General features: G+C 54.9%; 14 protein-coding genes. 13 read left to right on the top strand and 1 reads right to left on the bottom strand.

Going from position 1 to position 12075, the window contains the following annotated elements; all coding sequences use genetic code 11:
* Positions 1-142: 142 nt before the first annotated feature.
* The 10 genes from F1728_RS07745 (at position 143) to F1728_RS07700 (ending at position 7511) form a co-directional block, all read left to right on the top strand.
* Positions 143-1513: an alkaline phosphatase PhoX gene (locus tag F1728_RS07745; protein ID WP_155363635.1), complete on the top strand. Its 1371-nt coding sequence runs from the start codon at positions 143-145 to the stop codon at positions 1511-1513.
* A gap of 238 nt (positions 1514-1751) precedes the next feature.
* A complete protein-coding gene (locus F1728_RS07740; protein WP_145439492.1) occupies positions 1752-2612 on the top strand; it encodes a GntR family transcriptional regulator in 861 nt (286 codons plus the stop codon).
* Positions 2613-2731: 119 nt separating this feature from the next.
* The gene (locus F1728_RS07735) at positions 2732-4006 is read left to right on the top strand and encodes an RNA polymerase sigma factor (RefSeq protein WP_155363634.1); all 1275 of its coding nucleotides are present in this window, start codon (positions 2732-2734) and stop codon (positions 4004-4006) included.
* A gap of 221 nt (positions 4007-4227) precedes the next feature.
* Positions 4228-4710 (top strand): VOC family protein, encoded by a 483-nt coding sequence (locus tag F1728_RS07730; RefSeq protein WP_155363633.1) that lies wholly within the window; start codon positions 4228-4230, stop codon positions 4708-4710.
* Between the two features lie 51 nt (positions 4711-4761).
* Positions 4762-5244, top strand: a complete 483-nt coding sequence (locus tag F1728_RS07725) for a VOC family protein (protein WP_145181421.1) — start codon at positions 4762-4764, stop codon at positions 5242-5244.
* Between the two features lie 63 nt (positions 5245-5307).
* The gene (locus tag F1728_RS07720; RefSeq protein WP_155363632.1) at positions 5308-5694 is read left to right on the top strand and encodes a YciI family protein; all 387 of its coding nucleotides are present in this window, start codon (positions 5308-5310) and stop codon (positions 5692-5694) included.
* 66 nt (positions 5695-5760) lie between these two features.
* The gene (locus F1728_RS07715) at positions 5761-6240 is read left to right on the top strand and encodes a DUF1579 domain-containing protein (RefSeq protein WP_155363631.1); all 480 of its coding nucleotides are present in this window, start codon (positions 5761-5763) and stop codon (positions 6238-6240) included.
* Positions 6241-6257: 17 nt separating this feature from the next.
* Positions 6258-6617 carry a YciI family protein gene (locus F1728_RS07710; RefSeq protein WP_155363630.1) on the top strand — a complete coding sequence of 120 codons (360 nt, stop codon included), beginning with the start codon at positions 6258-6260 and terminating at the stop codon, positions 6615-6617.
* 55 nt (positions 6618-6672) lie between these two features.
* Complete coding sequence (locus F1728_RS07705; RefSeq protein WP_155363629.1) at positions 6673-7032, top strand: YciI family protein; 360 nt, start codon at positions 6673-6675, stop codon at positions 7030-7032.
* A gap of 53 nt (positions 7033-7085) precedes the next feature.
* Positions 7086-7511, top strand: coding sequence for a YciI family protein (locus F1728_RS07700; protein WP_155363628.1), 426 nt, complete (start codon positions 7086-7088; stop codon positions 7509-7511).
* Between the two features lie 55 nt (positions 7512-7566).
* On the opposite strand, the gene F1728_RS07695 is transcribed toward F1728_RS07700, so the two are convergent.
* On the bottom strand, positions 7567-8730 hold the full coding sequence (locus F1728_RS07695) for a transglutaminase-like domain-containing protein (RefSeq protein ID WP_155363627.1): 1164 nt from the start codon (positions 8728-8730) through the stop codon (positions 7567-7569).
* A gap of 230 nt (positions 8731-8960) precedes the next feature.
* Between F1728_RS07695 and F1728_RS07690 the strand changes: the two genes are divergently transcribed.
* The 3 genes from F1728_RS07690 (at position 8961) to F1728_RS07680 (ending at position 12034) form a co-directional block, all read left to right on the top strand.
* Positions 8961-9392, top strand: a complete 432-nt coding sequence (locus F1728_RS07690; protein WP_187781836.1) for an OsmC family protein — start codon at positions 8961-8963, stop codon at positions 9390-9392.
* Positions 9393-9513: 121 nt separating this feature from the next.
* Positions 9514-10500 (top strand): hypothetical protein, encoded by a 987-nt coding sequence (locus tag F1728_RS07685; protein ID WP_155363626.1) that lies wholly within the window; start codon positions 9514-9516, stop codon positions 10498-10500.
* 58 nt (positions 10501-10558) lie between these two features.
* Positions 10559-12034: a neutral/alkaline non-lysosomal ceramidase N-terminal domain-containing protein gene (locus tag F1728_RS07680; protein ID WP_155363625.1), complete on the top strand. Its 1476-nt coding sequence runs from the start codon at positions 10559-10561 to the stop codon at positions 12032-12034.
* Positions 12035-12075 lie beyond the last annotated feature (41 nt).

Genomic DNA, 12075 nt, shown 5'->3' with positions numbered 1-12075 from the left:
ACGATTTAGATAACTTAATGTGTTGTTCATCAAAACTTAATAATTCGCGTTAAAATTTGATGAATTCATCCGGTAGTCGAAGTGGATCGACATTTTCAGCCGGATATTGATCGATGTCCCGTGAATTATTTTCGAGGCAAAATTGTCGCAATCCTGCTCACGCCGCCGCTTCTTACAGGCAGCTATTACCGCTCCCGCAGCGGGGACTGTCTTCTCCCGTTTTCTCTCGACCGCCTCTGCCAAGGGGATTGTTAAAGATCACTCCGATCTCAGAACGGTAGCCGATGAGACTACCGGTCTGCCCCTGTTACGGTTACAGGACGGTTTTCGTTATCGTTCATTTGGCTGGACCGGCGACGTCATGTCGGATGGTGTGGTCACTCCGGAAGGTCACGACGGGATGGGCGTGATTGCCCAGAACGGAGATATCGTCACCATCTGCCGGAATCACGAAATTAAAGGGTCGCGCACTTTTGGGCCTCCCGAGCTGACCTTCGACCCTAAAGCCGGTGGTGGCTGTGCGAATCTGCAGTTTAACGTCAAGACCGGTGAATGGCTGAAGAGCTGGACGAGCCTGGCGGGAACCGTCCAGAACTGTGCCGGCGGTCCGACACCGTGGGGCAGCTGGCTGTCATGTGAAGAGACCGTGATCGGACCTCACGAAAGTTTCCGTGACGTGCAGTACGAACACGAGAAACATCACGGCTGGGTATTTGAAGTTCCCGCGGAAGGAACAGCTTCGCTGGAGCCTTTGCAGGCCCTGGGGCGGTTTGTGCATGAAGCACTGGCCATCGATCCCAAAAACGGAATCATCTATGAGACCGAAGACCGCGATACAGCGGGCTTCTATCGTTTCCTGCCCAACGAACGGGAAGTCCTCTCCAAAGGGGGGACGCTGCAGATGCTGAAAATCAAGGGGCAGGATGATCTCCGCACCGGGGCACAGCGAGGTGTTCGCTATCAGGCTGAGTGGGTCGACATTGAAGATCCGATCCGCCGCAACACACCGGGCAAAAATGACGGTCTCGGCGTTTACTCGCAGGGCAAAGCTCAGGGGGCGACTACTTTCGGTCGTCTGGAAGGTTGCTGGTACGGCGACGGACTGGTCTACTTCAACTGCACGGATGGTGGCGAAGCCGGGCTGGGACAGATCTGGGCCTTCTCTCCCGAAGAGCAGACATTGGGCCTCGTGTTCCAGTCGCCGTCGCATGACATTCTGGATAGTCCCGACAACCTGACTGTCAGCCCGCGTGGCGGTCTGGTGCTGTGTGAAGATGCTGACCTGAAACCGTTGCGGCTGCACACACTGAGCCGGAAAGGGCTGCTGCAGACCCTGGCGATCAATAACATCCATCTGCACAAGGGTGAGCATCCCCGACTGATCGGCGATTTTACCGGCGGCGAATGGGCGGGAGCCACTTTCAGTCCCGACGGAGAATGGCTGTTCGTGAATATTCAGGATCCGGGTGTAACCTTTGCGATCACCGGCCCCTGGCATGAACTGGGAGTCTGATACAGGCAGGCAACTGTTAGTCCCCAAATTTGTATATCCCCTTGTACCGGTCATGGCACAAGGGGATTTTTTTATGCTTACCACCGGCATTTCGGGAATTGTCTCTCGGGTGACTTTGTTCTCTCTGCAGAGAGCAGTACACTGAAGTTGCAGCCAAATCGGACAGAAAGATAGTCTAATGCGGTTTGAGCTGCGAAAACGAAATCAGACCTGGAAACCGAGGGCCCGCCCCCAAACAATGTCACTGAAAAATTACATCAAGAATGATCTCGAAGTTCGCTTACGCAGCGGTCAGGAACTGCCGGCCCCGCTGACGCTGGAAGCGCTGTCGGATCATTACCAGGTTAGTTTTTCTCCGGTACGGCTGGCACTCGCGGAACTGGTTGACGCGGGTCTGTTGCAGAAGGGAGCCAACCGTCGCCTGGAGATCAACGAGGGGAAGATCAAGCCGTTGAAGAAGGGACAGTCTGCTGCCCTGCCCAAACCCCCGACGGATATGTTCGAACTGATCACGAATGATTTCGTGAAACTGAGTCTGCAGGGCGAGCCGGTTGATATCCGGGAAGAAGCGACTGCGAAACAGTACAAGATCAGCCGATCCTCACTGCGGATTATCCTCAATCGCCTGGCGGGAGCCGGGATTCTGGATCATATTCCCCGCAGGGGCTGGCGGCTGAGACCGTTTCGTCAGGAAGACATGCAGGCGTTTCTGGAAGTGCGCGAACTGCTGGAGCTCAAGGCGCTCGAACTGGCGAAACCACGACTGGTCAAAGAGGAACTGCAGCAGATCCTGGACGGAAATGTGATTCCGGAATCAAAAGATGCTGAAGCGTTGATCGATAATAGTCTGCACGCCTACATCATTGAGAAAGCGGGCAATCATTACATCCAGGACTTTTTTCAGCGGCAGGGGAAGTACTATGACATCCTGTTTGACTGGGAAGACCAGGACCGGGAGACGGCCATCGAAACGGTGCGGCAGCATCAGGCCATTCTTCAGGCACTGATTGCAGAGGACTGGAAGACCGCCCGCAAAGCGTTGTCGTATCACATCAAAGATAATCATCCGATTCTGAGTAAGATTGTGAAGCAGTCTTAATTCTGAACTCTTTTTGAGCGTTCGGCGGCGTCTCCAGTTGTATTGCCTGAGCGACTGACTATCCTTACAGTACGCTTTGAGAGTGAAACACGTCGCGGGTCATTTCAGGTCAGAATCAGATGAGTGAGACTTCTTCCCAGTCAATTCGACAGCAGGTCGATGTGATCTATCAGCGCGAATCGCGGCGGGTGTTCGCGACACTGATCCGTCTGCTGGGGGACTTTGATCTGGCTGAAGAAGCCATGCACGATGCCTTTACCGCGGCGGTGGTGCAATGGGAGGAGACGGGTATTCCCGATCAACCCCGGGCCTGGCTGGTTTCCACGGGGCGTTTCAAAGCCATCGACAGTCTCCGCCGTCGAGCTCGTTTCGATGAAGCACAACAGGAAGTCGTACAGCGACTGGAAGGCGTTGCCACTCAGAATGCCGACCGCTCTGAGCAGGATGTGGAAGACGACCGGCTGCGGCTGATCTTCACCTGCTGTCACCCGGCGATTGCCCCCCAGGTGCAGGTTCCGTTGACACTCCGCGAGGTCTGTGGTCTGACGACGGAAGAGATTGCGAGTGCATTTCTGACGTCTCCTTCCACGATGGCACAGCGGATCGTCCGCGGTAAAGCGAAGATCCGGGACGCAAATATTCCGTATGTGATTCCGGAACGATCCGAGTTGCCCGAACGACTGGATGCTGTGCTGACTGTGGTCTACCTCGTGTTTAACGAAGGCTATGCAGCTTCCTCCGGTGATTCACTGACGCGGCGGGATCTGTCAGAAGAGGCGATCCGGCTGGGACGACTGCTCGCGGAACTGCTGGATGATACCGAGGTGATGGGCCTCCTGGCTCTGATGCTGCTGCATGAATCGCGTCGGAAAGCCCGGACAACAGCAGAGGGAGATTTGATTCTGCTGGAAGACCAGGATCGGAGTCTCTGGGATCGGGAGAAAATACGTGAGGGAATCGCTCTGGTCGAACGTGCGATTGCATCGGGGGAGGTGGGAAGCTACGCGATCCAGGCAGCGATTTCAGCCGTACACGCGGGAGCGCCGAGTGCTGCTGCGACAGACTGGACGCGGATTGTCGAATGGTACGATCTGCTGTTGCAGGCGACACCATCCCCAATTGTCGAACTGAACCGGGCGGTCGCGGTCGCGATGCAACAGGGGCCTGATGCGGGAGTGGAACTGATTGACGCAATCCTTGCGCGGGGGGAACTGAGTGAATATCACCTGGTCTATGCGGCACGCGCCGATCTCTGTCGCCGGTCGGGCCGGGATGCTGAAGCGCGGACCGCGTACGAACAGGCCTTGTCTCTGGTGAATCAGGCTTCGGAGCGGAGGTTCCTGGAAAAACGACTGCAGGAACTGGACGAGAGCCGCATCTCTCCGGAATCTTGATCAAATAATGTTAACTGCTGTGCTGGTTGTAAGGTGCTCTCTGGTAGAGGGTTAGGGCTGTAGTTTTTGCGGGGAGATGGTGTTTGCCCCGATTTGCAAAAAAATAACAGCTGGTTGTCGATTGGGGGGACTGTCGTTCGACTACTTCATAAACGGGGGCTGACAGACAGTCTGAGGCTCTCGTCCCTTATCGAAACGACCTTCAGTCACAGGAGAATATGATGAACAGTTCCAGCGTTAAACCAATTCCCGCAGGCGTGCACAGTATCACTCCCCATCTGGCTTGTTCGAATGCAGCCGAGGCCATTGAGTTTTATAAAAAGGCTTTTGACGCCGAAGAACTGATGCGGCTGCCCGGACCAGATGGCAAACTGGTACACGCCTGTCTGAAGATTGGTGATTCCCAGATCATGCTGGCCGACGTACGCGAAGAGTGTGGGATGAAAGGACCGGATGCACTGGGAGGAACCCCGGTTTCAATTCACCTGCAGGTCGAGGATGTGGATGCGGTCTTTAATCAGGCAATCGAAGCCGGTGCGACTTTGATTATGCCGGTCATGGAGATGTTCTGGGGCGACCGCTACGGTCAGGTAGACGATCCCTTTGGTCATCGCTGGTCTGTCGCGACGCATGTGCGTGATCTGAGTTTCGAAGAGATTCAGGCAGGCATGCAGGCGATGTTCGAACAGAATCAGAACGGCTGATACCAGGGCCGTTTTCCATCTCCATGACAATCAAAAGAGAAGAGCAGCACGATGTCAGATATTCCGAAAATCTCCCCCTTCCTCTGGTTCGACAACAACGCAGAAGAGGCCATCGATTATTACACTTCGATTTTCAAGAACTCGAAACGCTTCGACGTGTCGCGTTACGGCGAAGGGGGACCGGGGCCCGCGGGGTCGGTGATGGTCGCAGCTTTTGAACTGGAAGGCCAGCGGTTTACCGCGTTGAACGGCGGCCCCTTGTTCAAGTTCAACGAAGCCGTTTCGTTCGTGGTAAATTGCGACAGTCAGGACGAGATCGACGAATATTGGGAAAAACTGTCAGCGGGAGGCGAACCGGGCCAGTGTGGCTGGCTCAAAGACCGGTTTGGCCTTTCCTGGCAGATCGTGCCGACAATCCTGCCCGAGTTGATGCAAACGGGAGATGCGGAGAAAACCGGCCGGGTGATGGCGGCATTGATGCAGATGACGAAGCTGGAGATCGATGGGTTGCAGCGGGCCTTTGATGGAGCCTGATAGAGATTACTCAAATCGAGTCATGACTTGATACAATACAACCATTTTCAATGAGGGACGACCATGAGATTTGTCTGCCTGGGATATTACGATGAAGCATGGATGGAGGGGAAATCGGAGGAAGAACTTTCAACCGCAATGGAAGAATGTTTTGCCTACGATGACGAACTCCGGCGGGGAGGCCATTTTATCGGAGGGCAGGCACTACAGCATGCCAGCCAGGCGGTGACGCTGCGGACTGTGAACGGACAGGTGGATGTGACCGATGGCCCTTTTGCAGAGACCAGGGAACAGATCGGCGGCCTGTTGTTTCTGGAAGCCCGGGATCTGAACCATGCGATCGCTCTGATTTCGCGGCATCCGGGAATCGGCATGGGACCGTTTGAGATCCATCCAGTGAATGAAGAGATCAGTGCGCTGATCAAGGAACGGGACGCGGCAATTCAGTAACAGGTAACTGTGCCTCTTGATGCATTAGTGTTGAGGTATAGATCGTTAAACCAGGGGAGAGGAATAATGTTTGAGAAGCCACAGGCAGAACACGAATGGCTGAAGCAGTTAACAGGCAGCTGGATTGCAGAGACCGAGTGCCAGATGGGACCGGGAGAGCCAACCTATAATTCGGTCGGTGATGTGAACTGCCGCTCTCTGGGGGGGATGTGGTTTCTGATTGAAGGGGGCGGAGAAGATGAAGAATCCGGTTCCTGGTCGACACTGATGACGCTGGGATACGATATCAAACTCGGTCAGTATGTCGGTAGTTTTGCGGGGTCGATGATGTCCTGTCTCTGGTCTTATCAGGGAGGCCTGGATGCGACAGGACGCAAACTGACGCTGGACACAGTGGGGCCGAAGTGCGGGAGCGAAGGGACCACTTCTTATAAAGATGCGATCGAAGTGATTGATGAATCCAGGTGGATTCTGAGCAGTGAAATGCTGACCGAAGAGGGGGAGTGGCTGCAGATCATGACGTCGGAACATCGACGGAAAAACTAAAACGGGAGTGAATGAAGATGAAATATCTGTTGCTGGTCTATGCGACCCCCGATGCCTGGGAGCCGGAAGAACGAAAGGTGGCTTTGGGGGAGTCTGTCGACTTGTGTCATACGTTGCACAGCCGGAACCTGTACTGTTCCGCAGCACCACTGGAGCCAGTCGAGACGGCCATCAGTGTGCGGGTGCGCGAGGGTGATGCACTGGTGACCGATGGTCCGTTTGCGGAAACCACCGAGCACCTGGGAGGCTATTTCCTGGTCGATGTGGATTCGATGGAAGCAGCGGTCGAGATCGCCAAACAGATCCCCGGCGCCCGACGGGGAACTGTAGAGGTGCGTCCACTTGTTGAGGTTCCCAATCTGCCTGCGGGAAAATAGTGTTTTATCTGAAGCCATTCAATTTGAGATCAACGGGGAGTGAAAAGGAATCGTTATGAAATACATGTTGCTGATTTACGGTACGGAAAGCTGCTGGACCGAAGCAGAACGGTCGGCCTGCATGCAGGAATCGATGGAGATCTGCCACGAGTTGAATGAGCAGGGTAAATACCTGGCATCGTCGCCTTTGCATCCAGTGTCGACTGCGACCTGTGTGCGGGTACGCGAAGACAGGAAGATGGTAACCGACGGCCCGTTCGCCGAGACGGTAGAGCAACTGGGCGGGTACTATGTGATCGATGTCGAAAATCTGGATGAGGCGATTGCGATCGCGGAGCGTCTGCCACCGGCTAAGAAGGGGACGGTTGAGATTCGACCGATTTTTGAGCTGCCGGAAATTGAAGTGAAACGATAACAGAGTCTGAAATACAGAATACTCAAATAAGATATCAGCAGAGGAGTGGAACAATGAAAGTGATGGTCATGGTCAAAGCGTCAAAGAGTTCGGAAGCGGGCGAAATGCCCAGCGAGGAACTGCTGACCGCGATGGGAAACTTCAACGAAGAGCTGGTGAAGGCCGGGATCATGTTGTCGGGGGATGGGCTGCGTCCCAGTTCGGCTGGAGTACGGATCCGTTTTTCGGGTGCGGAACGAACGGTGATTGACGGGCCGTTTGCGGAGACGAAAGAACTGGTCGCGGGCTACTGGGTCTGGAAGGTGAAGTCGATGGAAGAAGCGATTGAGTGGGCGAAACGCTGTCCGAATCCGATGCCGGAAGAATCGGATCTGGAAATCCGCCCCTTCTTTGAGATGGAAGATTTTGGTGATACGATGACGCCGGAACTGAAAGAACAGGAACGGCGCATCGCGGAAGCAGCTGAGAAACTGGACTAGTAGAGCTGAGCTTGGTGACCAGTTTTTTGCCAGTGAGTATATTGACGGTTCCTTTTCAATCGGCGTTCAGGGTGGAGAGGTCCTTGAACGGTTTTTTGAATGGCTTGTCGGCGGTGTAGCGGTGTGAGGTCATCCAGGAGAACTCGCGTTTTTTGATATTCGCCGGGTCGGGTTCGGGGAGGATTTCGCCATCGGCTTCCACATACGCGGTTCGCACAACGCGGACCGGTTTCAGCGCGGGGGGCGCGAGTTGATAGTCGGTCCCGCGAGTTAAGAGCAGCCAGCTGTTTTCGCGAAAACCGGAGAGGGTCCGCTCGCGGGCGGCTTGCGTGAGCGATGTTTTCTGGGCTGCGGTCAACTCTTTGTCGGACTGAATCTGTTTCGCCAGTTTCTGGGTTTCCGAGAGATCGAAGCTGATCCAGCCATACGGGGGGAGGTAGGCTTCCATCTTGCAGTGCGAAGGAGAGTTTTTGGGATAGAGGGCCAGTCCGTAGGTCACGCGTGTCGGGTAACCTAAGGCGCGTCCCATGGTGGCACAGAGGCCGTGATAATCGCTGCAGTGCCCGCGGCGTTGTTCGAAGGCGTGATTCGCATCGGCCTGGAGGGAGGCATGGATATGATCGTAGGTCAGATTCCGGTCAATCCAGTTCATCGCGCCAATCAGGCCGGGGCCTTTGTTCTGAAAGCCGGCGTTGATGTTCTGAATCACCTGCTGAAACTGTTCCGGCTGGGCCACGGTCTGCGGCTTCAGATACGGTTCAAATGAGGATGGCCACTGTTCGACCCGGGTGACATGCGCAGGATTCATGTTCCAGTGCAGGTTCCATGCACGAGCTCTGAAACGATGGGTGATGATCTGGGCACCGTGGGGATCATGAAATTCAAAGTAAGCGAAGCGGTTGTCGTAGACGGGTTCATTGCTGATTTGGGGACTGACCTGCTGTGGAAAAGTCGTGAATTTGCTGGCTGTGATTTCCTGGGCCGCATCGGTCTGTGGGACGGGAACCCAGACCTTGAGGACTTTGCAATGGTAAGGGGGCGTGACAACGACGGAGAATTCGACCTCGTGGTTAACGGGATCACTCTTTTTTACCTGGTAAGGGAGGTCCGCTCGAAGCGACTTCGATTCCGGTTTTTCGGCCTGTGCATGCAGGGAAGCGGTCAGCAATGCCAGCAGGAAGTAAGACGCAATCGTAAGGCGATTCTGGTTCTGAGTCATGCCGTCAGGGCTCCTGGAAAAGTTATCTATATTATATTCTCAATAACGTCAGAATGTTAGATTGTAACGTCTGCCAGGGTCGCTGACAACGGTCTGTTTTCCGGAAAGCAGTGAAGTGAGGGGCATGGTTGAGCTGATTCGGAAAAAAGTCTCGTGACATTTGCAGTGGGATTTTCTAAGGTGAACTCTGTGTTTTACTGAAAGCAACCTCAAACCAAGGAGGAGATAAGATGTCGATTAAACGTACTGGCTCTGCCGTCTGGCAGGGGGGAATCAAAGATGGAAAAGGGACCGTGTCGACCGCCAGTGGTGCGCTGCAGGAATTGCCCTACAGTTTTTCCACGCGGTTTGAAGGGGAGCAGGGGACTAACCCTGAGGAGTTGATCGGTGCAGCTCATGCCGGCTGTTTCTCGATGGCGCTCTCCAAGATTCTGGGTGACTCGGATCTGAAGGCTGAGCGGCTGGAGACGACAGCGGAGGTTTCGCTGAATCAGGTGGAAGGGGGTTTTGCGATCGAAGCCATCCATCTGACGTTGAAAGCGAAAGTTCCTGGCGCAGATGCAGCGACCGTGGAAGAGCTGGCCGGTAAGGCGAAAGCCGGCTGTCCGGTTTCCAAGCTGTTCAATGCCACGATTACGCTGGATGTGCAGACCGTGGATTAACCGGCATTGACTCATGCCAAACCGGGACAGGGAACGAATCCTTTGACTGCTGCTCGCGCTCGCTTCATAATGGGATTGGTTCTGTCCCGGTTTTTTATTTCTGCTTTTGAGAGGGCTGGCGATGCTGTTACATCTGCGATTGATAACCTGGAGTCTGATCTGTCTGTTAATTCTCTGGAGTGGAGCAGGCCGACCGGTCGTCGCGGAAGAGAAGCAGACGTTGAACGTGCTGTTTATCGGCAACAGTTACACAGCCCGGCACAACCTGGCCGAGGTGGTGAAGCAGATGGCCGAAGCGGGTAATCCGGGGCTGACTTTCAAACCGACGACGGTGATTTATGGCGGTCGGCGGCTGAGGGATCACTGGAATCTGGGTACACAGAATTTTGTGAAGCTGCATTCCCTGACCAAAGCGGAAGAAGAGCAGACGATTGCCGACCTGAAAAAGGCAGCCGCAGACAAAGAGAACCGATATGCGCGTGCCGCGTTGAAACGACATCAGGGTCTGATCAAGGAACTGGATCAGCCGCATCCAAAATGGGATGTGGTCATCCTGCAATCTTATCGGGATGACGTCAGCGGCGATCCGTCATTGTATGCTCAGTATGCACCAAAGTTCGCGGCCCTGGCGAAGGAGCAGGGAGCCCGCGTGATTTTGTATGAGACGACGCCTGCGACTCAGAATAAAAATCCCCTGCGGACGGCCCCGGATGCGGAGCCGGTAATGAAAAAAGCGAAAGCGATTGCGGCCCTGGCGAAACAGCTCGATGCGAGCGCCGCCCCGATGTCGCTGGTGGGGCTGTATTGTCAGACAGAACGTCCGGATCTGACACTGCGGTTCCTGAACGATGCACATCTGAATCAGACGATGGCCTATCTGACGGCGTGTACGATTTATGCAGCCCTGTTCGATAAGAGTCCGGAAGGACTGGCCGTCGATTCGATTACCGATATCCGGTTCTGGAATAACAAAGATCGGGACAAAGACCGTGACGGCAACCCGATCACGAAAACGTTTTCTGACAAAGACCGTGCCGAATTACAGAAGATGGCCTGGAAAGGTTATCAGAAGTTCAAGCAACTCCGCGATGGCAAAGCTGCCGACTGAACCGGGCCGCGTGCCCGCCTTCCTATGATTTTCTTACCCCCATTGAAGGTTTCCCTCCATGTTGTTTGTTTCCCGCTGCCTGGTGTTTTGTTGTCTGTGTCTGCTGTCGCTGGTTTCTGTTGCTCATGCGGGCGATGGCCTGCAGGTAGGAGTGGCGGAGACGGATATTACCCCTCCCGTCGGTTTCCCTATGGCCGGCTATTATCATGAGCGGTTGGCGGAAGGGAAGATCGATCCGCTGCAGGCCAAGGCGATTGTGTTTCGGGAAGGGGAGACAGCAGGTGCGCTGGTGGTATGTGATCTGATCGGCGTGGCCACGGATCTTTCGAAAGAAGTGCGTCGGCTGGCTGCTGAGAAAACGGGGATCCCGGCTGAAAATATCGTGCTGGCGGCGACTCATTCGCACACGGCTCCCGATTACATGAAGGAGCTCTATCTCTACCTGGGGAAAGAGAAACAGCAGCCGCTGCGGGCCGAGTACATTCAAAAACTGATCAACGGTCCGGTGGAAGCGATCGTGGCGGCAAATAAAGCAGCGAAACCGGCGCAGCTGGAAACGGGGGCTGCTGTGCAGAAGACGCCGGTGGCCTTCAATAGACGCTTCGTGATGAAGGACGGGAGTGTGAAGACCTGGCAGTCGTTGAAGAATCCGAATGTGATCCGGGCCGCTGGTCCGATTGATCCGCGGATTGAACTGCTGGCGATCAAGAATGCGAAAGATGGTTCTTACGAAGGAGTGCTGAGTAACTTCGCCTTGCACCTGGATACGGTGGGCGGGACCCGCTGGAGCGCCGACTACCCGTTCTTCATTCAGGAGACATTGCGGGAGACGCTTGGGAAAGATGTGATTTCAATTTTCGGCACCGGCTGCTGCGGGGATATTAATCATTCCAATCCAGCGTCACCCGTACGGAACAAGGTGGATTTCATCGGGAATTCGCTGGGGGAAACGATCACAGCGGAGCTGCCGAAACTGGAGCCGGTGAAAGGGACTGGTCTGACGGTGCAGTCGCAGGTGGTGGATCTGCCTTTGCAGGATGCCTCGCAGCCGGAAGTGAAACGTTCGATTGAACTGCTGAAGGTGGCGCGTGCCGAGGGAAAGGTGGATTTCTTCGAGCATGTGACTGCGTATAAGAAGATGATTCTGGACCAGATGCGGCACAAAAAACCTTATGCGGAAACTGATCAGCATATTACATGGGGCTTGAGCCGATCACTGGCGGGAATCGGCGAGACGCTGCCCGTGGATGTGACCGTGATGACGATTGGCGAGGATGTGGCGATCGTCTGTCTGCCGGGCGAAGTGTTCGTGGAACTGGGGCTGGCGATCAAGCAGGCGTCTCCGTTTAAAACCACGATCATCGTCGAACTGTCGAACGCGGTGGAGACGATTTACATTCCGCACCGGGCCGCGTATGCCGGGGGGAGTTATGAAGTGACCAATTCTAATCTACTGCCCGGCAGTGGTGAGATGCTGGTGGAGGCGTCACTTCGGCTGTTAAGACAAGCGGCGGCTGAGAAACGGGCGGACTGAGTTCGGTTCACGGAATTCCATTCAAGGGCGAGGCTCGAGCG

Origin of the sequence: Gimesia benthica (assembly GCF_009720525.1) — a bacterium.
In the GTDB taxonomy this organism is placed as follows: Bacteria; Planctomycetota; Planctomycetia; order Planctomycetales; family Planctomycetaceae; genus Gimesia; species Gimesia benthica.
The sequence above is the reverse complement of the archived record's forward strand: the minus strand, read 5'-3'. Positions and strand labels throughout refer to the sequence as shown.